A 21,478-nucleotide genomic window follows, 5' to 3' on the forward strand; every position below is an offset into this window, starting at 1 on the left:
CCCGTTCTCCTGCGGCGCGCTCCCGCGGCGGGTCACCGGGTCAGGACCGCGGTCATCACGGCCCTGGCGATCGGCGCGGCCAGGCCGCCGCCGGTGATGTCGGCGCGGTCGGCGGCGCCGTCCTCGACCACTACGGCCACCGCCACCGCGGGTTTGGCGTCCGCGGTCGGCTTCGCGTACGCGATGAACCACGCGTAGGGCACCGCGCGGTTGTGCTCGCCGTGCTGCGCGGTGCCGGTCTTGCCGCCGACGATCGCGCCGTCGATTCGGGCATTGCCGCCGGTGCCGGTGGTGACCACGTCCTGCATCATCCATTGCAGTTGTCGGGCCACCGACGGGGACACCGCGCGGGCCAGACTCTGTCGGTCGGTGCTCTGGATGGTGCTGCCGTCGGCGCGGGTGAGCCGGTCGACCAGGTAGGGCCGCATCACCTCGCCGTCGTTGGCCACCCCGGCGGCGACCATGGCCATCTGCAGCGGGGTGGCCCGGGTGTCGAACTGGCCGATCGCGGACAGCGCGGTCTGCGGGCGGTCCGGGCTCCTCGGGAAGACGCTCTCGGTGACCGCGACCGGGATCCGCAGCCTGGGATCGTCGAAGCCGAAGGCGCTCGCCTGACGGCGCATCGTCTGCGCGCCCAGGTCCACCCCGAGCTTGGCGAAGACGGTGTTGCAGGACACCGCGAGGGCGTAGCGCAGCGACGCGTCACGACAGCCGGACGCCTCGTTGCCGAGCAGGGTGTGCGTGTCGGGCAGCGGATAGGGATCCGGTGACCCGGTCGGCTCGTCGGGATCGCCGACCGCGCCCGAGGCGAGCGCGGCGGCGGCGGTGACCACCTTGAAGGTGGAGCCCGGGGGATAGGTCTCGCGCAGCGCCCGGTTGAGCATCGGCCGGTCCGGATCGTCGTCCAGCGCGGCCCATGCGATGCGGCTCGCCTTGTTCGCGCCGGCCACCGCGCCCGGGTCGTAGGACGGTGTGCTGACCAGGGCCAGGATCGCGCCGGTGGTGGGGTCGAGCGCGGCGACCGCGCCCTTGTTGCCGGTGCTCGCCAGCCCGGCGAACGCGGCCTGTTGCGCGGCGGGCAGGATCGTGGTGGCCACGTTGCCCGCCGAACTGCGCCTACGGGTGATCGCGGTGAGCACGGGCCAGGCGCCCAGGCGTGGATCGGTGCCCGCGAGTACGTCGTCCTCGACGCCTTCGAGCAGCGAGGTGCCGTAGAGCTGGGACGCGTAGCCGGTGACCGGCGCGTAGAGCGGGCCGTCGGTGTAGCTGCGCCCGTAGGCCAGATCGAACGAACCGGCCGGGTGCGGCGAACCGGTGATCGCTCGATCGGCCACCAGGATGTCGCCGCGCGGCTGCTGGTAACGGATGATCTGCGGGCGGCGGTTGCCCGTCATGTGATCGTACGAATCGGCTTTGTATGCCTGCACCCACGTCGCGTTGCCGAGCAGGGCCAGCATCAGCAACAGGCAGAATCCGGCGGCCCGTCGGGCGGTGACGATCACGCGCGCACCTCCTCGGGCAGCGGGGTCGGTTCCTCGATCGGCGCGGGAGGTCGGCGGCCCCGGTCGCTGACCTTCATCAGCAGGGCGATCAGCGCCCAGTTGGTGACCACCGACGAGCCGCCCTGGGCCAGGAACGGCATGGTCATGCCGGTCAGCGGGATCAGTGCGGTCACCCCGCCCGCGACCACGAACACCTGGATCGCGAGCACGGCGGAGAGCCCGTGGGCGAGCAGCGAGCCGAACGGGTCCGGCGCGGCCAGCCCGGCCCGGAAGCCGCGCGCGACCAACAGCGCGTAGAGCACCAACAACGCGGCGATGCCGGTGAGTCCGAGCTCCTCGCCGGCGGTGGCCAGGATGAAGTCGCTCTTGGCGGCGAACCCGACCAGGATCGAGTGCCCCAGGCCCAACCCCGCGCCGAGCAGGCCGCCGGCCGCGAAGCAGAACAGCGACTGGGCGAGTTGGCCCGGGCCGAGCCCCTCGTGGATGCTCGCGAACGGATCCAGCCAGTTCTGTACCCGGCTGTGCACGTGAGGTTCGGCCGAGCCGACCACGAACGCGCCGAGCGCGGTCAGGATCAGGCCGACCACGATCCAGCCGATCCGCGCGGTCGCCACGTAGAGCATCACCACGAACGCGCCGAAGTAGAGCAGGGATGTGCCCAGATCGCGTTCCAGGACCAGGATGCCGACCGAGGCCAGCCACACCGCCACCACCGGTCCCAGATCGCGCCCGCGCGGCAGGTTGACCCCGCAGAACCGGCGCCCGATCATCATCAGCGTCTCGCGTGTGCCGGCGAGGTAGGACGCGAAGAAGACGACCAGGATGATCTTGGCGAACTCGCCGGGCTGCAACGAGAACGGGCCGAGCCGGATCCACACCTTCGCGCCGTTGATGGCCGGGAAGAAGACCGGGACGATCATCAGGAACAGCGCGACGGCGGCGGCGAGATACGCGTATTTCCCCAGCGTGCGGTGATCGCGCACGGCGATCAGTACGGCCGCGAACAGGATCACTCCGATGGCCGACCACATCAACTGCGAGGAGGCCGCCTGGACTCCGGGGGTCGCCAGGTCGAGTCGGTAGATCAGCACCAGGCCGAGACCGTTGAGCAGCGCGGCGATCGGCAGCAGCACCGGATCCGCGTACGGCGCGAAGAAGCGCACCAGGATGTGTGCGACCAGGACCAGCAGGCCCAGTCCCAGGCCGTATTTGGCGGTTCCCGGGGGAATCGAGCCGTCCTTGGCCAGGCCGACGTTCGCGTAGGCGAACACCGGGATCAGGACCGCGAACACGAGAAGCAGGAGTTCGGTGTTGCGACGCGTCGGTGGGAGGGGTTCGCCCGCCGTCGTGCGCCGCCGCCATCTCGACATGCGCTCTGGAGTTCCCACAAGTAACCCTGGGTAACCGGAAGATCGCGCCCACATCGCCCCGCCGCAATCGGTCGCCACGGTCCGCGCCGCCGGCGCGGACGAGGCTCCGGGTCGACCACGTGGCGACCGATCGGGCAGGGCCGAGGGCGAGGTCTACCCCTCAACAAAAAGTGATATCACTTTGCTATGGTGGTGATGGCAAACCGATCCGAGCAGGAGTGACCCCATGAGCAACATCGGCTCCGAGTCCATCGTGGAAATGCCCGCGCCGCAGGTCCGGGAGAAGGTGGTGACCGGTGCCCCCGGCCTGCCCGCGCTCATCGTCGGCCTGCTGCTGATCCTGGGCGGCGCCGGCGTCATCGTGTGGGGCGCGTTCCTGCACAACGCGCAGAAGGCCACCGGGCTCACCGCCGGCATCGTGATCGTCGTCCTCGCCCTGTTCGGCCTGTGCGGCCTGGTCACCGTCGCCCCCGGCCAGGCCCGGGTGCTCCAGCTCTTCGGCCACTACAAGGGCACGCTGCGCACCGACGGCCTGCGCTGGGTCAACCCGTTCACCGAACGCACCAAGGTCTCCACCCGGATCCGCAACCACGAGACGCAGACCGCCAAGGTCAACGACAACGACGGCAACCCGATCGAGATCGCCGCCGTCGTGGTGTGGCAGGTCAAGGACACCGCGCAGGCCAAGTTCGAGGTGGACGACTTCGAGGAGTTCGTGGCGATCCAGACCGAGACCGCCGTGCGGCACATCGCCAACAGCTACCCCTACGACGACCACGGCAACGGCGGCATGTCGCTGCGCGACAACGCCGACGAGATCACCGGCAAGTTGTCCCTGGAGATCGCCGCCCGGGTCGCCTCGGCCGGGGTCAGCGTCGTCGAGTCGCGGATCACCCGACTCGCCTACGCGCCGGAGATCGCCCAGGCGATGTTGCGCCGGCAGCAGGCGGGCGCGGTGGTCGCGGCCCGGCAGCGGATCGTCGAGGGCGCGGTGGGCATGGTCGAACTGGCGCTGAACCGGCTCGAAGAGGGCGACATGGTCGAACTCGACGACGACCGCCGGGCGGCGATGGTCAGCAACCTGCTCGTGGTGCTGTGCAGCGAGCAGGCCACGCAGCCGGTGGTCAACACCGGTTCCCTCTACGCGTAGTCGATCCCGGTGACCGAGCGCAAGAAGATTCTGCTGCGACTCGATCCCGCGGTGCACGACGCGATAGCCAAGTGGGCCGCCGACGAACTGCGCAGTACCAATGCGCAGATCGAGTTCCTGCTGCGTCGTGCACTCGGTGACGCGAGCCGGATGCCGGGCAACGCCGGCCGTCCGGCCCGCCGGGGCCGGCCCCCGAAACCCGCGCCCGCCGCACCGCCGTCTCCCGAAACTTCCGAATCTCCCGGGTCTCCCGAGACGGAATCCGAGTCCGAGACCGAATCCGATACCGAGCCCGGTGGAGGCGGCGGTGGCGATCGAGGCGATACCGGCGATGCTGGTGGCCCTCGCGGGGACGGTGGCGACACTGGCCACCTCGGTGCCGCGCCGTGAGCACCGACCCGAAGACGATGTGACCCCTTGGCGCCGAGGAGGCAGCCGTGCACGTATCCCTGCCCAGGCGAGTGTTCCTGCTCGCCTGCAACCCCCAGCGGCAGCGCCTTTCGAGCAGATCCCACCTCGGGTTGACGCTCCAGGCGGCGGCCCTGTACGAGCTCTGCGAACAGGGCCTGATCCACGACGAGGACGGCCTGGTGCGGATCACCGGGCGACTCGGTGCCGCCCCCGGGGGCAGCGCGCCCGAGTGTGAACTGGCCGCCGACCTGCTGGCCCGGATCGCGGCGAGCGAGAAGCCGCGCAAGTGGCGCTACTGGGTCAAGAAGCGCGGAAACCGGTCGGTCGGCCTGGTCGGTGCCGCGCTGGAACACGACCGGGTGATCAGGTACGAGCCGTACCGGATGCTCGGCGTCATCCCGCGCCGGCGGGTGCTGCTGCGCCAACCGCAACTGCGCGGCGCGGCGACCAAGGCGATGTGGGACGCGCTGAAGGGCCGGATCAGTGCAGTACCCGGGCCGGACGCGGCGCTCGCCGTGTTCGCCTACGAGGGCGAACTGCGCGTGGTGCTCGGCGGCCCGGAACGCCGGGCGGCCAAGGAGCGGATCCGCGAGCTGGCGGCCGGCCTCGGTCCGCTGCCCAAGGCGCTGCACGACGCGGTCAACGATGCCAAGGCCACCGCGCACGGCGGAGGCGGCGGCTGAGCCGGCTTGACGGTGTCCGTACTGTCGGAGAATGACCTCCCGCACCACCCCCGACGCGACCCCGCGCGCGCTGTCCCCGTTCGTCGACCGGCTGTTGCCGGGAGTGCGGGGGCGCGCGGTGTTGCTGGTGCTGGGCAGTGCGTGCTCGATCCAGTTCGGCGCCGCGTTCGCGGCCCGGCTGTTCCCCTACGTGGGACCGGCCGGCGCGGTCACCCTGCGACTGGTGATCGCGGCGGCCATCCTGCTCGCCTTCTCCCGACCCCGGCTGCGCGGGCGCACCCGCGCGGACTGGCTCGTGGTGGTCGGCCTGGGGGTGATGTTCGCCGGGATGAACATGTTCTTCTACTCGGCGATCGACCGGCTTCCGCTGGGCCCCGCGGTCACGTTGGAGTTCCTCGGCCCGCTGGGCCTGGCCGTCGTACTGTCCCGGCGGCTGCGCGACATGGTGTGGATCGTGCTCGCGGCCGGCGGTGTACTGCTCCTCGGTCGCGGCGGGTTCAGCGGTCTGGACGGCGTCGGAGTCGCCTTCGTACTGGCCGCGGCGGCCTGCTGGGCGGGCTACATCGTGGTCGCCTCGAAGATCTCCAAGCGCTTCGACGGCATCGAGGGCCTGGCCCTCGGCTTCGCGGTGGCCGCCGTCCTGGTCACCCCGTTCGGGGTGGCCACCGCCGGGACCGCGCTGGTCGAGCCGAAGGTGCTCGGGCTCGGCCTGTGCGTCGCGTTGTTGTCCTCGGCGCTGCCGTACAGCTTCGAGATGCTCGCGATGAAGCATCTCCCGCCCGCCACATTCGGCCTGCTGGCCAGCCTGGAACCGGCGGTGGCGGCGATCGCCGGCTTCCTGGTCCTGGATCAGTCGCTGGTACCGATCCAGATCGCGGGCATCGCGCTCGTGGTGATCGCCAGCGCGGGGGTCACGATCGCGCAGTCGCCTCGGCGGTCCCGGGCGTCGTCCGATACAGCCGGGCCCGGGCCCGATCCACGAGCACTTCCCGACCCAGATGCCAGCCCCACTCCGGCCGCAACACCGGACGCTTGTGCGGAGTCACCACAAGGAACGCGGACGTGACCTCGCTCAGCGCGTAGGCCAGCGCGGGCAGCCGGGACTCGGCGAGCAGATGCAGCGCGTAGCTGCACACCACCAGCGAATGGCTGCGCCCGGCCAGGGCACCCGCCGCGATCTGCTCGAACCGCAACGCCTCGGCGTCCTGCCCGGTCCGCTCGCGGTAGGCGGCCCCGGTGAACGGATCGATGCCGGTCACCGCACGCGCGCCCAACTCGCGCAGCGCCAGGGTGGCCTCACCGCTGCCGCAGGCCAGGTCCAGCACATCGGCGAGCAACTCCGGCTCCGCCGCGACCGGTTCGGCCAACACCTCGGCCAGCACGGCGCGCACCCTCGGCTCGTGCGGGTTGCGGTACGCCGACCCGTGTCGGAGGTAGAAGCCCTCGGCGCCCAGTTCCTCGTAGGCGGGCCGGATCTTGTCCATGCCCTCGATTGTGCCCGCCGCCTCGGGCCGGCTCGGCGGCGCGGGGCGTACCCGACCGCGCCGTGCCCACCCGATCAGCGGCGTGGCGCGTACATGATCAACGCGACGCCCGCCAGACACACCGCAGCGCCGGCCAGGTCCCAGCGGTCCGGGCGGAAGCCGTCCACGAGCATCCCCCACGCCAGTGAACCCGCGACGAAGACACCGCCGTACGCGGCCAGGATCCGGCCGAAATCGGCGTCCGGCTGGAGGGTGGCCACGAACCCGTACACGCCCAGCGCGATCACCCCGAGGCCGGCCACCCACCACGGCCGGTGCTCGCGGACGGACTGCCACACCAGCCACGCGCCACCGATCTCGGCAACGGCGGCGAGCACGAACAGGACCAGGGAACGCGCGACGATCATGGACGTACGGTAAAGCCGGCGACGGCGGCTCGGTAAACTCGCCGCTCGTGACGTCCCAGCCTGTGCGCAAGCCCCGCATTCCGAACGTTTTGGCCAACCGCTACGCCTCCCCGGCACTGGCCACGCTGTGGTCCCCCGAGCACAAGGTGGTGCTCGAGCGCCGCCTGTGGCTCGCGGTCCTGCGCGCCCAGGCCGACCTGGGCATCGAGGTGCCCGAGGGCGCGGTCGCCGACTACGAGCGGGTGATCGACCGGGTCGACCTGGCCTCGATCGCCGAGCGCGAGCGGGTCACCCGGCACGACGTCAAGGCCCGGATCGAGGAGTTCAACGCGCTCGCCGGCCACGAGCACGTGCACAAGGGCATGACCTCGCGCGACCTGACCGAGAACGTCGAGCAGTTGCAGATCCGGTCCTCGCTCGAACTGGTCCGGGACCGCGTGGTGGCGCTCCTGGTGCGGCTGGCCGAACTGTCCGCGCAGTACGCCGAGCTGGTCATGGCGGGCCGCTCGCACAACGTCGCCGCGCAGGCCACCACCCTCGGCAAGCGCTTCGCCTCGGCGACCGACGAACTGCTCGTCGCCTACCACCGGCTCGAGGACCTGATCGCCCGCTACCCGCTGCGCGGGATCAAGGGCCCGGTGGGCACCGCGCAGGACATGCTCGACCTGCTCGGCGGCGACGAGGACAAGCTGGCCGAGCTGGAGGGACGGGTCGCCGCGCACCTGGGCTTCGAGCACACGTTCGTCTCGGTCGGCCAGGTCTACCCGCGCTCGCTCGACTACGACGCGGTCACCGCGCTGGTGCAGCTGGCCGCCGCGCCGTCCTCGTTGGCCAAGACGATCCGGCTGATGGCCGGCCACGAGCTGGTCACCGAGGGTTTCAAGGCCGGCCAGGTCGGTTCGTCCGCGATGCCGCACAAGATGAACACACGCTCGTGCGAGCGGGTCAACGGCTTCACGGTGATCCTGCGCGGCTACGCGTCGATGGTCGGCGAGTTGGCGGGCGACCAGTGGAACGAGGGCGACGTGTCCTGCTCGGTGGTGCGCCGGGTCGCACTGCCGGACGCGTTCTTCGCGTTCGACGGGCTGATCGAGACGTTCCTGACCGTGCTCGAGGAGTTCGGCGCGTTCCCGGCCGTGGTGGCCCGCGAGTTGGACCGCTACCTGCCGTTCCTGGCCACCACCAAGGTGCTGATGGCGGCGGTGCGCGGCGGTGTGGGTCGAGAGACCGCGCACGAGGTGATCAAGGAGCACGCGGTGGCCTCGGCGCTGGCCCTGCGCGAGGGCATCGAGCGCAACGAACTGCTGGACCGACTGGCCGCCGACGACCGGCTGCCGCTGGACCGGGCCGCGCTGGACGCGCTGCTCGCGGACCGGCTGTCGTTCACGGGTGCCGCCGCGGCGCAGGTGGCCGAGGTGATCCGGCGGGTGGAGACGGTGGCGGAGCAGCACCCGGAGGCGGCGAAGTACCGCCCGGGGGCCATCCTTTAGTCGCTTTTCGGCCGACGTGTGGTCGGCGGCTCCGACGGGCCGGGCGGTGGGGGAGGACCCCGCCGCCCGGCCCGTCGGCGTGCGGCGACGGATCGTCGTCCGACGGTTCGATGTATTGACCAACCTTTGACCGAATAGATGGTGCCTACAACCTTGTGAGTCGATGTTTCCGGAGCGTAACGTCACGCTCACGGCTCGGCCGCCCTCCCTGCGCGGCCGGGGAGAGGGGCACCGACATGTGTGGCATCACCGGTTGGGTTTCCTACCAGGACGATCTGAATCGACCCGAGCAGCGCGCGATCCTGGACCGGATGAGCGAGGTCAACGTGTGCCGCGGCCCGGACGACGGCGGCACCTGGACCGCCTCGCACGTGGCGTTCGGGCACCGCCGACTCGCGGTGATCGACATCGAGGGCGGCGCACAGCCCATGGTGATCACCGCCGACGGCCGGCCGTTGCTCGTGCTCACCTACAGCGGCGAGGTCTACAACTACCGCGAACTGCGCGCCGAACTGGGCCGACTCGGCCACCACTTCCGCACCGCGAGCGACACCGAGGTGGTCCTGCACGCCTATCTGGAGTGGGGCGGCGCGTTCGTCGACCGGCTCAACGGGATGTACGCGTTCGGCCTGTGGGACGCGCGCACCGAGGAGTTACTCCTGGTCCGGGACCGGATGGGGATAAAGCCGCTGTACTGGTACGCCACCTCGGACGGCGTCCTGTTCGGCTCCGAACCCAAGTCGATCCTGGCCCACCCCGACGTACGGGCCACCGTCGCCGCCGACGGGCTCACCGAGATCCTGGCCTTCGTCAAGACACCCGGACACGCGATCTTCGGCGGGATGCGTGAACTGCCGCCCGGTCACGTGCTGCGCGTCTCGCGCACGGGCAGCCGGGAGATCCGCTACTGGTCGCTGCCCGCGCGCGAGCACACCGACGACCGCGACACCACGGTGGCGCACGTGCGCGAACTGCTCGACGACATCGTGGCCCGGCAACTGGTCTCCGACGTGCCGCTGTGCACGCTGCTCTCCGGCGGCCTGGACTCCAGCGCGCTGACCGCGCTGGCCGCCGACCGGACCCGGGCCGACGGGCTGGGCACGGTGCGGTCATTCGCCGTGGACTTCACCGGCTACACCGAGAACTTCGCGCCGAACGCGATGCGCGGCACACCGGACGCGCCGTACGTCCACATGCTGGCCGAACGCTCGCGCACCGAACACACCGACATCGTGCTCGACGCCGCGGCCCTGCTCGACCCCGGACCAAGGCAGACCGCGCTCGGCGCGCGTGATCTGCCGCTGGGCATCGGCGACGGGGACACCTCGCTCTACCTGCTCTTCCGGGCGATTCGCGAACGCAGTACGGTCGCGCTGTCCGGCGAGTCGGCGGACGAGGTGTTCGGCGGCTACCGGTGGTTTCACGACCGGGAATCGGTCTACGCCGACACCTTTCCGTGGCTCGCCTCGATGACTCGGCTGGGCGGCTTCGGCGGCACCGACGTCACCCCGCGCGAGGGCCTGTTCGACCCCGCGCTGCTGGCCCGGATCGAACTGGACGCGCGCGTGCGCGACCACTACCACGACGCGCTTCTCGAGGTTCCGCACCCGGACGGGGTCACCGATCCGCACGAGCGTCGGATGCGCGAGATCTGCTACCTGCACCTGACCCGCTTCGTCCAGATGCTCCTGGACCGCAAGGACCGGATGAGCATGGCGGTCGGCCTGGAGGTGCGGGTGCCGTTCTGCGACCATCGGCTGGTCGAGTACGTGTTCAACACCCCCTGGTCGCTGAAGAACTTCGACGGCTACGAGAAGAGCCTGCTCCGGGCCGCCACCCGCGATGTGCTGCCGGCCGAGATAGCCGAGCGCCGCAAGAGCCCGTACCCGTCGATCCAGGACCCGGCGTATACGAACGCCCTGCGCCGCGAACTCGACGCCCTCCTGGCCGACCGGGACGCACCGGTCCGTCCCCTCCTCGACCCGGACGCGGCCCGCAAGGCGGTACACGGAACGGGCGACGAGGCCCGGGCGGCAATCGAGGTGGTGCTGAGCACGGACGCGTGGTTGCGCCGGTACGGGGTGCGGGTCGAGGTGTGAGTGACTCACCCGTACGGCCCGGGTCGGCATGAGCCGCGTGCTCGGCGGCCATGGTTTCGGCAGTCGTCCCGGGTGAGGAGTCGTGGCGTGGCGTCGTTGTTGTTTTATGACGTGGCCGTGGTGTCGAGCCGGGTCGCGGCGGAGGCCGGGCGGACGGCGAAGGCCGAACTGGTGGCCGGGTGTCTGCGGCGGGCGGATCCGGCGGAGGCCGGCGTGGTGGTGGCCTACCTCGCCGGGGCGCTGACTCAGCGGCAGATCGGGGTCGGACCGGCCGCGTTGCGGGCGTTGCCGGAGCCGGCGACCGAGCCGGGGTTGACCGTGCTGGAGGTGGACGCCGCGCTGGCGGCGATCGGGGCGACCACCGGCGCCGGGTCGCAGGCCGCGCGGCGGGAGCTGCTGGCGGCGTTGTTCGCCCGGGCGACGGCGGTGGAGCAGCGGTTCCTGGTCGGGCTGCTGGTCGGTGAGGTACGGCAGGGCGCGTTGGACGGGGTGATGGCGGACGCGATCGCGCGCGCCGCCGAGGTGCCGGTGCCGGCGGTACGGCGGGCGTTGATGTTGCGCGGGGCCGCCGGGCCGGTGGCCGCCGCGGCGTTGTCCGGCGGCGCGGGCGCGCTGGCCGGGTTCGGCCTGGAGGTCGGGCACGCGGTGCGGCCGATGTTGGCCGCGGCGGCGCCCGATGTGCCCGCCGCGCTGGCCAAGTTGCGGGCCAAGGACGTGCACGCCCTCGTCGCGCTGGAATGGAAGATCGACGGGATCCGGGTGCAACTGCACCGGGACGGCGACCGGATCGCCGTCTTCACCCGCAGTCTGGACGACATCACCGCGCGGGTGCCCGAACTGGTCGAGACGGTACGGGCATTGCCGGTGCGCAGCGTGGTGCTGGACGGCGAGGCGATCGCCCTGCGTCCGGACGGTCGGCCGCACCCGTTCCAGCTCACCGCGTCCCGGACCGGCACCCACGACGCGGCCCGGCTGCGGGCCGAGACACCGCTGACGGTGTACCTGTTCGACGCGCTGCACGTGGCCGGCGCGGACCTGATCGACCGGCCGGGGGCCGAGCGCTGGGCCGCGCTGGCGGCGCTCGCGCCGGCGGAGCTGCTGGTGCCTCGGCTGGTCACGGACGACGACGCGGCGGCGGACGCGTTCTTCGCCGACGCGGTCGCGCGTGGGCACGAGGGGGTGGTGGCGAAGTCGTTGGACTCCCCGTATACGGCCGGTCGGCGTGGCGCCGGGTGGGTCAAGGTCAAGCCTCGGCACACCCTCGACCTGGTGGTGCTGGCCGCCGAGTGGGGGCACGGGCGCCGGCGCGGGACGTTGAGCAATTTGCACCTGGGGGCGCGGGATCCGGGTGGGGACGGGTTCGTGATGCTCGGCAAGACGTTCAAGGGGCTCACCGACGAGCTGCTCGCGTGGCAGACCGAGCGGCTTCAGGAATTGGCGGTGCGGCGGGACGACTGGACAGTGTGGGTGCGGCCGGAGCTGGTGGTGGAGATCGCCTTCGACGGGTTGCAGACCAGTACGCGCTATCCGGGCGGGCTGGCGCTGCGATTCGCGCGGGTGGTGCGGTATCGCGAGGACAAGACGGCGGCGGAGGCCGACGACATGGATACGGTCAGAGAAGTTGCCGAACGCAACTAACATCTTCTATAGTTGTGGTAGGCAACGAAAACCCGCGCGGATCGCGACGCGGGGCGCAGTGCCGAACGCGATCCGGAAGCGATCCGGAGCGTGATCCGTAATGTGCTGCGGAAAGTGCTGCGGAAAGTGCTGCGGGATGAAGTCGGAAGAAAAGAGGCCGGCCATGGCCACCCGGGAAGCCTGCCGACAACTGTTGACCGAGTTCGAGGGCATCGTCGGCGTCTACCGCAGCCTCGCCAAGGCGGTTCCGGTCGGCAGCCTGCCGCCGGGTTCGTCGGTGCTGTTCGCGCTGAGCCGCAGTACGGAACCGCTGCGCGCCGGGCGCCTCGCCGAACTCCTCGACCTGGACATGTCCGTGGTCAGCCGACACCTCGCGCACCTCGTCGAACACGGCTGGGTGGAGCGCCGGCCGCATCCGAGCGACGGCCGCGCGGTGCTGCTCGGGATCACCCCACAGGGCCGCGCGGTGGTCGAGCGGGCCACCGACGCGTGCCTGGCGGTGTTCGCGGAGCGCCTCGTGGACTGGTCGGACGACGACGCCGAGCGGCTGTCCGAACTCCTGGGCCGGCTCAAGGCCGGCTTCGGACACCGACCGCTACCGGTGCCGGCGGTCGTGTCACACTGACCCGCATGCCGAAGTCCGCCGCGGAGCTGCGTGCGCATCTGGAGACGTTCTACGACGGGGTGGCACGCCGGTCCACCCGCACGGAGTCGATCGGCGCACTGACGTTGTTCGTCCGGGAGGGCCTCGGTTGGCCCTATTACGCCCGACCCACGCTCGGCGGCACCGTCGAGCCCACCGTCGCGGATGTCCGTGCGGTGCGGGCGCGGCAGAGAGAGTTGCAAGTGCCCGAGACGTTCGAATGGGTCCACGAGACCACGCCCGCAATGCGCGCGGCGGCCATCGAGGCCGAGTTGCAGGTCCACGAACACCCGCTGATGGTCCTCGATCCGACCGAGCAGCCGGCCGAACGCCCGGATCTGCCGGACCTGGTGACGGTGCGTCAGATTCGCGCGGACGCCACCGACCTGGCCATCGTGCACAGCGTCGCGGCGGTCGGCTTCGCCAACCCGGGCACCGCGTCGGGCTCCGACGGGCCGAGCGAACGGGACACCGCGGCGCTGGGGCAGGACCCGGAGCTGCTGTCCTACCTCAACGAGCGGCTGCGCAGCGGCGCGACGGTGATGTTCGCCGCGTACAGCCCGGCGGGACCGCTGTGCGTCGGGAGTTACCAACAGCTGTACGACACCACCGAGATCGTCGGCGTGGCCACCCTCCCGGCGGCCCGGCGCGGCGGCCTCGCGGCGGCGGTGACGTGGGAATTGGCCCGGCACGCGCTGGCGAGCGGGAGCGAGACGGTGTTCCTGTCCGCGGGGGACGAGCACGTGGCGCGCGTGTACGACCGGCTCGGCTTCCGGTCGGTGGGGACGGCGCTGATCGCCGAGGCACCGTGAGCGGCGGGGCGGGGCCGGCGAAGCCGATCGTGCTGCCGATTCCGGCGGGGCGCAATCCGACGGCGGCGGAGTTGGCGGCGGCGCACGGGGTGAGCATCCCGGACGTGCTCGCGCCGAATCTGCGGGTGTTGTTCTGCGGGATCAATCCGGGGCTGTGGTCCGGCGCGACCGGGCGACACTTCGCGCGGCCGGGCAATCGGTTCTGGCCCGCGCTGTACGCCGCCGGCTTCACGCCGCGCCTGTTCCGACCCGACGAACAGGACGAGTTGACCGCCCTCGGGCTCGGCATCACCAACGTGGTGGCCCGGACCACGGCCCGGGCGGACGAGTTGACCAGGGACGAATACCGGGCGGGCGGCGCGGCGCTCACCGCGCGGGTGCGCGAGTACCGCCCGGCCTGGCTGGCGGTGCTCGGCATCGGCGCGTACCGAACCGGCTTCGGCCGCCCCAAGGCCGTGGTCGGCCGCCAACCGGAAACCATCGACGACACCCGAATCTGGGTCCTCCCCAACCCGAGCGGCCTCAACGCCCACTGGACCGCCACCACCCTCGCCGAAGCCTTCACCACCCTACGCACGACAGCCTTCGCACGACCTCGCGACGCGGGGCCGACCGAACAACCGGCCGACCCAGACGCCGGCTGACGCGGCGAGAGCAGCCGGCCACGGCGCCCCCACGCCAACCACGCGCCCCGACCCGCCGCGCATCCGGCCCACGGCACAACACCCACCGCGCCGCCATCTCTTCCCCGGCCCCGCCGTCGGGCCGCTGTGCTGCCCCGCAGGCCGCCCGACCCCGCGTCGCTGCCCGCCCCTACCCACCGCCCCCGCCCCCGTCCATCGACCGAGTGGCTTCACTCGGTTGGTGGTTACTTCGTGACCTCTCGGGCGGTTGGGTCGGCGTGAAGATTTTGCGCGCGCCGTTCGGGCCGTGGCCCACGGAGACGTTCGAGACTCCCGTCTACGAGGCGCTGGTCGCCGAGTGGCGCGACTCGGGGCGGGAGGTGCCCCGGGCGGTGAATCGGCCGCAGGGTGGTCCGGCCGGACCCGCCCGGCCGGCCAAAGCCGGGCCCCGGGGCGGCCGGCCGTGACCGGGCCCGGAACAACGGGCCTGGCCGAGACCGCGACACGACACAACACCTGGGGGTGCAACGACCACGCCGCCACTACATATATGCTCTCCGACGCAGCTGGTTCGCCCATCCGAAAGTTCGATGGAGGGGCGACGCAAGAGGGAATCCGGTGCGAAGCCGGAACTGCCCCCGCAGCGGTGAGCGGGAACGAACGTCGTCATGGAGCGCCGAACGCCGAGAGGCGATCGGGAAGCGACGACCACTAGGAACTCCGCGGACCACCGAGCACGCCGTGCCCGGCGGTGCCCCGGCATGCCCGCGAGTCCGAATACCTGCCGGCTGCCCGCGCCTTCGGGCGTGGGGTCACCTGTACGTACGAGCTCGCGAGGAGAGAGCACGTGACCGTTGTGGACAGCGTGGGCGCGACCCGGATGCGGATCGACGAAAGCCCCGAGGACCGACTGGCGACCCTGGTACGCACCCAGGCGCGCGATTTGCCGGAGGTCGATCCGGATCGGGTCGTCCGCCGGGTCGTCGCGGGCCTGAACGAGGGCGCGGACGACGGCGCCGCCGCGGACCTGGCGGTGCGTACCGCCGCCGAGCTGATCGCCGAGGAGCCCGCCTACTCGCGCCTCGCCGCCCGCCTGCTGGCCGGCCGGATCGCCGCCGAGGCCGCCGAAGCCGGCGTCACCTCGTTCAGCGCCGGCATCGCGCTCGGCCGCCGTGAGGGCATCATCGGCGCGCAGACCGCGGCGTTCGTCGCCGCGCACGCCGCCGAGCTGGACGCCGCCGTGGACACCGAAGGCGACCGCCGGTTCGAGTACTTCGGCCTGCGTACCGTCTACGACCGCTACCTGCTGCGGCACCCGGTCTCGCGCAGCGTGGTGGAGACCCCGCAACACTTCCTGCTGCGGGTGGCGTGCGGCCTGGCCCAGGAGCCCGGCGAGGCGATCGGCTTCTACCGGCTGATGTCCTCGCTCGCCTACCTGCCCAGCTCGCCGACGTTGTTCAACTCCGGCACGGTGCACACCCAGATGTCCTCGTGCTACCTGCTGGATTCGCCCAAGGACGAGCTGGAGTCGATCTACGACATGTACGGGCGGATCGCCCGACTGTCCAAGTTCGCCGGCGGCATCGGCGTGGCCTGGTCCCGGGTGCGCTCGCGCGGCTCGCTGATCCGCGGCACCAACGGGCACTCCAACGGCATCGTGCCGTGGCTCAAGACGCTCGACTCGTCCGTGGCCGCGGTCAACCAGGGCGGCCGGCGCAAGGGCGCGGCCTGCGTCTACCTGGAGACCTGGCACCCCGACATCCTGGAATTCCTCGAACTGCGCGAGAACACCGGCGAGGACGCCCGCCGGGCGCACAACCTCAACCTGGCCAACTGGGTGCCGGACCTGTTCATGCGCCGGGTCGAGGAGGACGGCGTCTGGTCGCTGTTCGACCCGAACGAGCTGCCCGAACTGCCCGACCTGTGGGGCGCCGAGTTCGACAGGGTCTACGAAGCCGCCGAGCGGGACGGCCGGTTCGTCCGGCAACTGCCCGCGCGCGACCTCTACGCCCGGATGATGCGCACCCTCGCGCAGACCGGCAACGGCTGGATGACCTTCAAGGACGCCGCCAACCGCACCTGCAACCAGGCCGCCGAACCGGGCAACGTGGTGCACCTGTCCAACCTGTGCACCGAGATCCTGGAGGTCACCAGCGACGGCGAGACCGCCGTGTGCAACCTCGGCTCGGTCAACCTCGGCGCGCATGTAATCGCCGGCGAGGGGATGGACTGGGACAAGCTGCGCGCGACGGTGCGCACCGCCGTGGTCTTCCTGGACCGGGTGATCGACATCAACTACTACCCGACCGACCAAGCCGCCGCGTCCAACCCGCGCTGGCGCCCGGTGGGCCTGGGGCTGATGGGCCTGCAGGACGTGTTCTTCACGCTCGGCCTGCCGTTCGACTCCGCCGAGGCGCGCGAGTTGTCCACGCTGATCTCCGAGGAGATCTACCTCACCGCGCTCGAGACCTCCTCCGCGCTGGCCGAGGCGCACGGCCCGCACCCGGCCTACGCCGAGACGCACGCCGCGCGCGGGCGGCTCCAGCCCGACCTGTGGGAGGGCGTGTACCCGACGCAGACCAAGCGCTGGGACGCGCTGCGCTCGCGCGTCGCCGAGCACGGGCTGCGCAACTCGCTGCTCGTCGCGATCGCGCCGACCGCCACGATCGCCTCGATCGCGGGCGCGTACGAGTGCATCGAGCCGCAGGTGTCCAACCTGTTCAAGCGCGAGACGCTGTCGGGCGAGTTCCTGCAGATCAACGCCTACCTGGTGCGCGAGCTCAAGGCTCGCGGCCTGTGGACCCCCGAGGTTCGCGACCGGATCAAGCGGGCCGAGGGCTCGGTCCAGGGCATCGCCGAACTCCCGGAGGACGTACGGGAGTTGTACCGCACGGCGTGGGAGCTGCCGCAGCGCGCGCTGATCGACCTGGCCGCCCAGCGGTCCCCGTACATCGACCAGTCGCAGTCGCTGAACCTGTTCATGGCCGACCCGACCATCGGCAAGTTGTCCTCGATGTACCGCTACGCGTGGTCGACCGGCCTGAAGACCACGTACTACCTGCGCTCGCGCCCCGCGACGCGCATCCAGCAGGCGACGGTGCCGGCGCAGGCGTCGGCCGCGCCGGTGGAGGAGATCTCGGACCTCGAGGTCATCGCCTGCTCGCTGGAGAACCCCGAAGCCTGTGAGGCGTGCACGTGAGCCTGCTCGATCCCGGAATGAACCTCACGCTGCGCCCCATGCAGTACCCGGACTTCTACGAGAAGTACCGCGCGGCGATCCGCAACACCTGGACGGTCGAAGAGGTCGACCTGCACAGCGACCTGGCCGACCTGGACAAGCTCAGCCCGGCGGAACGGCACCTCGTACAGCGCCTGGTCGCGTTCTTCGCGACCGGTGACACGATCGTGGCGAACAACCTGGTGCTGAATCTCTACCGGCACATCAACTCGCCCGAGGGCCGGTTGTATCTGTCGCGGCAGTTGTTCGAAGAGGCCGTCCATGTGCAGTTCTATCTGACGCTGCTCGACACCTACATGCCCGACCACGAGGAGCGCGAGCAGGCGTTCGCCGCGGTCGAGCACATCCCCTCGATCCGGCGCAAGGCGGAGTTCTGCTTCCGCTGGATCGACTCGGCGATGGGCCTGGACCGGCTCGAATCGCGGGAGGATCGGCGGCAGTTCCTGCTCAACCTGATCTGCTTCGCGGCGTGCATCGAAGGGCTGTTCTTCTACGGCGCGTTCGCCTACGTGTACTTCCTGCGCTCGCGCGGGTTGCTCAACGGCCTGGCCTCGGGCACCAACTGGGTCTTCCGCGACGAGTCCGCGCACATGGACTTCGCGTTCGCCGTGGTCGAGACGGTACGGGCCGAGGAGCCCGACCTGTTCGACGACGAACTCGCCGAGGACGTGCGGCGGATGCTGGCCGAGGCGGTGGAGGCGGAGACGGCCTTCGCGGAGGACCTGCTGCAGGGCGGGGTGTCCGGGATGACGGTCGCCGACATGCGCTCCTACCTCGAGCACGTGGCGGACCGGCGGCTGGCCCAGCTGGGGATGGCGCCGGTCTACGGATCGGCGAACCCGTTCGGCTTCATGGAACTCCAGGACGTACAGGAGTTGTCCAACTTCTTCGAGCGGCGGGTGTCGGCCTATCAGGTCGCGGTCACCGGATCGGTGTCGTTCGACGAGGACTTCTGAGTATCCGACGTTGCCCCACCCCGACCGCCGCGCCATCCCGCTCGACACGGGATGGCGCGGCGGTTCGGCATCCGGGTGGCCGTCGGCTCAGCCGCGGTCGGCCGCGCGGCGGCGCAGCGCGGTCGCGGTCGCCTCGTCGGCGGGGAGGAACGCCTCCAGGTGGAGTTCGGCCAGGGTGATGTCGGTGGCCGTGGCGAACGACGTCAACGTGGTGAGCAGGCGGAGTTCGCCCTGACCGTCGAGCGTGCGCAGGCGTAGCGGGACCGCGAAGCCCAGGTGGTCGGGGCCGAGTTCGGCGTGCGGGACGTAGCCGCGCAGTTCCTCGATGAACGCGTCGAGCAGCGGGTCGGGGCTGCGCAGCGCCTGGGCGCGCATGTTCTCCAGGACGTGGTGGCCCCAGGCGTTCAGGTTCAGTACGCGCGGTCCCATGCCGTCGGGGTGCAACATCACCCGCAACATGTTGACCGGAGGCTTCAGCAACTCCGCCGACGCGCCCTCGGTCAGTACGTCGACCGCCTCGTTGGCCGCGACGATCTGCCCGTACGGCCGCAACACCAGGGCCGGGTAGGGCAGATGGCCCTCGATCACCGCGCGCAGCGCGTCGTGGACCGGGCGCAACATCGGCGCGTCCAGGTCCGACTCGGTGAAGACCGGGGCGAAGCCGGCCGTGTGCAGCAGCGCGTTGCGCTCGCGCAGGGACAGGCCGAGCGACTCGGCCAGGCGGATGATCATCGTGCGGCCGGGGCGGGATCGGCCGCTCTCGATGAAGCTGAGGTGGCGCTGCGAGGTCTCCGCGCGGGCGGCGAGTTCCAGTTGGCTCAGCCGCCGGGCGGTGCGCCAGCGGCGCAGTTCGGCGGGGAAGTCCTGGCCCTGCGACCGGGTCGTCATCGTGCTCATGAGGCAGTTCTAGGCAGGTGGGGGTGCCGCCGGCAATTCCCTGGCGGGAATTGTCGGGCTCGCCCGGTGCCCGCAGGATCGTCGTCACGGCCCGCCGAACGGGAGGGTCGGACCCGGTACTCCGTATGCGGCGGCGTACTTCGTACGCGGCGGCTACCGGTCGGAACTTCGTGGAAAGAGGCACTGTGATGAAGAGCTACCACCTGCGGCCCGGCGCCGGCATCGATGGGCTGACGGTCCGTGAGCACGACGTGCCGGAGCCGGCGCCGGGCCAGGTGCTGGTCCGGGTTCGGGCGACCTCGCTGAGCCTGCGCGAACTGCTCGTGCTCGACGGGGACTATCCGCTGCCGGTGCTGCCGGACACGATTCCCGGCTGCGCCGGGGCCGGTGAGGTGGTCGCGATCGGGGCCGGGGTCACCCGGTTCGGGCCGGGGGACCGGGTGGCCGCGACCGTTTTCCCGGACTGGATCGACGGACCGTTCGCGCCGGCCTACGCGGCGCAGCTGGGCAGTTCGCGGGACGGCATGCTGACCGAGTATGCCCTCGTCGACGAGCGGGGATTGGTGCGCCTGCCGGCACACCTGTCCTACGAGGAGGCCGCCACGCTGCCGCTGACCGCGGTCACCGCGTGGCACGCGCTCACCGGCGGACGGCCCGTGGTGGCCGGCGAGACGGTGTTGACGCTCGGTACGGGTGGGGTGTCCCTGTTCGCCCTACAACTCGCCAAGGTCGCGGGCGCACGGGTGATCGCCACCACGTCGAGCCCGGACAAGGCGGAGCGGCTGCGCGCGTTGGGGGCGGACGAGGTGGTCGACTACCGGGTCACGCCCGCGTGGGGCGAGGAGGTACGGCGGATCACCGGTGGACGCGGCGTCGATCGTGTCGTCGACATCGCGGGCGACCTCGCGCAGTCCCTGGCCGCGACCGCCCTCGGCGGCGAAATCGCCTTCGTCGGCCACTGGTTGGGCACGGACGCCGGGTCGCCGTCGCTGTCCGCGTCGGCCTTCTTCACCGCGGGCGCCGTGTTGCGCCCCCTCGCGGTGGGCAGCCGGGCCCGGTTCGAAGCCCTGAACCGCGCGGTGGGCACGTGGGGGCTGCGGCCGTCGATCCACCGGGAGTTCGGCTTCGACGAGGTCCCGGACGCGCTGCGCTACTACCGCAAGGGTGGATTCGTGGGCAACGTGGTGATCGGCCACGGGTGACCGGGTCGGCGGAAGCGGAGATCGTGCGGGTGATCGTGCTCGGCGCCCGCCGTGCGGATCCGGGCAATCGGCCCGATTCGACCGGAACTCGCCCACGGCACAAGATCGTTGCCGGGGTCCGGGAGGTCTCGGCGGTGCCGCCCGGGGTGGGCCGGTAGCCTGCCGGTATGTCTCACGTCGTGTCCGTGAACCTGGCCCACCCGCGACCCAACCCGACGAAGTCCGGTGCCGGCCTGACCGGGATCGACAAGCGGCCGGTGGACCATCCGGTGGCGGTGCGTGCGCCCGGGCCCAAGTACGGCGGGCTCGGCAGCGGCCTGGTGGGCGACGGGGTGTACGACCGGCAGAACCACGGCGGCGACGATCAGGCGGTATACGCCTATTCGCGCGAGAACCTGGACATGTGGGCGCGCGAACTCGGTCGCGAGCTGACCAACGGCTCCTTCGGGGAGAACCTGACCACATCCGACCTGGACGTCGAGGCCGCACTGATCGGCGAGCGCTGGCGGGTCGGCGCGACCGGTCCGCTCCTCGAGGTCTCGGTCCCGCGCATCCCGTGCGCGACCTTCGCGCACTGGCTCGACGAGCGGCGCTGGGTGCGCAGGTTCACCGAGCGCGCGTTGCCCGGCACCTACCTGCGGGTGATCGAACCGGGCGAGATCCGCTCCGGCGACCACATCGAGATCGTCTCCCGCCCCGACCACGACCTCACGGTAGGCATCTGCTTCCGAGCCTTGACAATCGAGGCGGAGCTGCTGCCGAGGCTGATCGACGTCGAGGAACTCCCGGGCGAGGCCCGCGAGTTGGCCCGCAAACGGACGGCCGTGACGCCACCGCCGTTCGCACCGGACGACGAGTAGTGCCGGCCCTCGG

Annotated in this window: 19 protein-coding genes, 1 pseudogene and 1 riboswitch; of the genes and pseudogenes, 15 read left to right on the forward strand and 5 right to left on the reverse strand. The window is 71.2% G+C overall.

The window, feature by feature from the left end; all coding sequences use genetic code 11:
• Positions 1 to 32: 32 nt before the first annotated feature.
• Positions 33 to 1,457 (reverse strand): penicillin-binding transpeptidase domain-containing protein, encoded by a 1,425-nt coding sequence (locus ABIA38_RS21695; protein WP_424640572.1) that lies wholly within the window; start codon positions 1,455 to 1,457, stop codon positions 33 to 35.
• 41 nt (positions 1,458 to 1,498) lie between these two features.
• The gene (locus ABIA38_RS21700; protein WP_424640403.1) at positions 1,499 to 2,872 is read right to left on the reverse strand and encodes an FtsW/RodA/SpoVE family cell cycle protein; all 1,374 of its coding nucleotides are present in this window, start codon (positions 2,870 to 2,872) and stop codon (positions 1,499 to 1,501) included.
• Between the two features lie 226 nt (positions 2,873 to 3,098).
• Here ABIA38_RS21700 and ABIA38_RS21705 point away from each other — a divergent pair, with 226 nt between their 5' ends.
• From ABIA38_RS21705 to ABIA38_RS21720, 4 genes are read left to right on the forward strand one after another with little or no spacing between them, the layout of a single operon-like run.
• Positions 3,099 to 4,022 carry an SPFH domain-containing protein gene (locus ABIA38_RS21705; RefSeq protein WP_424640404.1) on the forward strand — a complete coding sequence of 308 codons (924 nt, stop codon included), beginning with the start codon at positions 3,099 to 3,101 and terminating at the stop codon, positions 4,020 to 4,022.
• A gap of 9 nt (positions 4,023 to 4,031) precedes the next feature.
• Positions 4,032 to 4,412 (forward strand): hypothetical protein, encoded by a 381-nt coding sequence (locus tag ABIA38_RS21710; RefSeq protein WP_424640405.1) that lies wholly within the window; start codon positions 4,032 to 4,034, stop codon positions 4,410 to 4,412.
• 47 nt (positions 4,413 to 4,459) lie between these two features.
• Positions 4,460 to 5,116 (forward strand): GOLPH3/VPS74 family protein, encoded by a 657-nt coding sequence (locus ABIA38_RS21715; RefSeq protein WP_424640406.1) that lies wholly within the window; start codon positions 4,460 to 4,462, stop codon positions 5,114 to 5,116.
• Between the two features lie 31 nt (positions 5,117 to 5,147).
• Positions 5,148 to 6,182, forward strand: a complete 1,035-nt coding sequence (locus ABIA38_RS21720; protein ID WP_424640407.1) for an EamA family transporter — start codon at positions 5,148 to 5,150, stop codon at positions 6,180 to 6,182.
• 13 nt (positions 6,183 to 6,195) lie between these two features.
• Here the strand turns inward: ABIA38_RS21720 and ABIA38_RS21725 are convergent.
• Both ABIA38_RS21725 and ABIA38_RS21730 read right to left on the reverse strand, forming a co-directional pair.
• Positions 6,196 to 6,600, reverse strand: a pseudogene (locus tag ABIA38_RS21725) (class I SAM-dependent methyltransferase); the annotation flags it as partial.
• A 74-nt stretch (positions 6,601 to 6,674) separates the two neighbouring features.
• Entirely contained in the window at positions 6,675 to 7,007 is a 333-nt protein-coding gene (locus ABIA38_RS21730) for a YnfA family protein (protein WP_424640408.1), read from the reverse strand.
• A gap of 47 nt (positions 7,008 to 7,054) precedes the next feature.
• On the opposite strand from ABIA38_RS21730, the gene purB reads away from it, so the two are divergent.
• The 9 genes from purB (at position 7,055) to ABIA38_RS21775 (ending at position 18,506) form a co-directional block, all read left to right on the forward strand.
• The gene (gene purB / locus ABIA38_RS21735; protein ID WP_424640409.1) at positions 7,055 to 8,497 is read left to right on the forward strand and encodes an adenylosuccinate lyase; all 1,443 of its coding nucleotides are present in this window, start codon (positions 7,055 to 7,057) and stop codon (positions 8,495 to 8,497) included.
• A 236-nt stretch (positions 8,498 to 8,733) separates the two neighbouring features.
• The gene (gene asnB, locus ABIA38_RS21740) at positions 8,734 to 10,596 is read left to right on the forward strand and encodes an asparagine synthase (glutamine-hydrolyzing) (RefSeq protein ID WP_424640410.1); all 1,863 of its coding nucleotides are present in this window, start codon (positions 8,734 to 8,736) and stop codon (positions 10,594 to 10,596) included.
• A 96-nt stretch (positions 10,597 to 10,692) separates the two neighbouring features.
• Positions 10,693 to 12,234 carry an ATP-dependent DNA ligase gene (locus ABIA38_RS21745; RefSeq protein WP_424640573.1) on the forward strand — a complete coding sequence of 514 codons (1,542 nt, stop codon included), beginning with the start codon at positions 10,693 to 10,695 and terminating at the stop codon, positions 12,232 to 12,234.
• A 163-nt stretch (positions 12,235 to 12,397) separates the two neighbouring features.
• Positions 12,398 to 12,859, forward strand: a complete 462-nt coding sequence (locus tag ABIA38_RS21750; RefSeq protein WP_424640411.1) for a MarR family winged helix-turn-helix transcriptional regulator — start codon at positions 12,398 to 12,400, stop codon at positions 12,857 to 12,859.
• A gap of 5 nt (positions 12,860 to 12,864) precedes the next feature.
• Entirely contained in the window at positions 12,865 to 13,689 is an 825-nt protein-coding gene (locus ABIA38_RS21755) for a GNAT family N-acetyltransferase (RefSeq protein ID WP_424640412.1), read from the forward strand.
• A 38-nt stretch (positions 13,690 to 13,727) separates the two neighbouring features.
• On the forward strand, positions 13,728 to 14,333 hold the full coding sequence (gene mug, locus ABIA38_RS21760; RefSeq protein WP_424640574.1) for a G/U mismatch-specific DNA glycosylase: 606 nt from the start codon (positions 13,728 to 13,730) through the stop codon (positions 14,331 to 14,333).
• 257 nt (positions 14,334 to 14,590) lie between these two features.
• Positions 14,591 to 14,779, forward strand: a complete 189-nt coding sequence (locus ABIA38_RS21765; RefSeq protein ID WP_424640413.1) for a hypothetical protein — start codon at positions 14,591 to 14,593, stop codon at positions 14,777 to 14,779.
• Between the two features lie 83 nt (positions 14,780 to 14,862).
• Positions 14,863 to 15,115: riboswitch (cobalamin riboswitch) on the forward strand.
• 77 nt (positions 15,116 to 15,192) lie between these two features.
• A complete protein-coding gene (locus ABIA38_RS21770) occupies positions 15,193 to 17,511 on the forward strand; it encodes a ribonucleoside-diphosphate reductase subunit alpha (RefSeq protein ID WP_424640575.1) in 2,319 nt (772 codons plus the stop codon).
• A 17-nt stretch (positions 17,512 to 17,528) separates the two neighbouring features.
• Complete coding sequence (locus ABIA38_RS21775) at positions 17,529 to 18,506, forward strand: ribonucleotide-diphosphate reductase subunit beta (RefSeq protein WP_424640576.1); 978 nt, start codon at positions 17,529 to 17,531, stop codon at positions 18,504 to 18,506.
• 87 nt (positions 18,507 to 18,593) lie between these two features.
• Here the strand turns inward: ABIA38_RS21775 and ABIA38_RS21780 are convergent, their stop codons facing one another.
• Positions 18,594 to 19,403, reverse strand: a complete 810-nt coding sequence (locus ABIA38_RS21780) for a helix-turn-helix domain-containing protein (protein ID WP_424640414.1) — start codon at positions 19,401 to 19,403, stop codon at positions 18,594 to 18,596.
• 188 nt (positions 19,404 to 19,591) lie between these two features.
• Here ABIA38_RS21780 and ABIA38_RS21785 point away from each other — a divergent pair, with 188 nt between their 5' ends.
• On the forward strand, positions 19,592 to 20,605 hold the full coding sequence (locus tag ABIA38_RS21785) for a zinc-dependent alcohol dehydrogenase family protein (RefSeq protein WP_424640415.1): 1,014 nt from the start codon (positions 19,592 to 19,594) through the stop codon (positions 20,603 to 20,605).
• Between the two features lie 167 nt (positions 20,606 to 20,772).
• Positions 20,773 to 21,465, forward strand: a complete 693-nt coding sequence (locus ABIA38_RS21790) for an MOSC domain-containing protein (protein ID WP_424640416.1) — start codon at positions 20,773 to 20,775, stop codon at positions 21,463 to 21,465.
• Positions 21,466 to 21,478 lie beyond the last annotated feature (13 nt).

The sequence above is a fragment of the Embleya sp. AB8 genome, assembly GCF_049739465.1.
Lineage (GTDB): Bacteria > Actinomycetota > Actinomycetes > Streptomycetales > Streptomycetaceae > Embleya.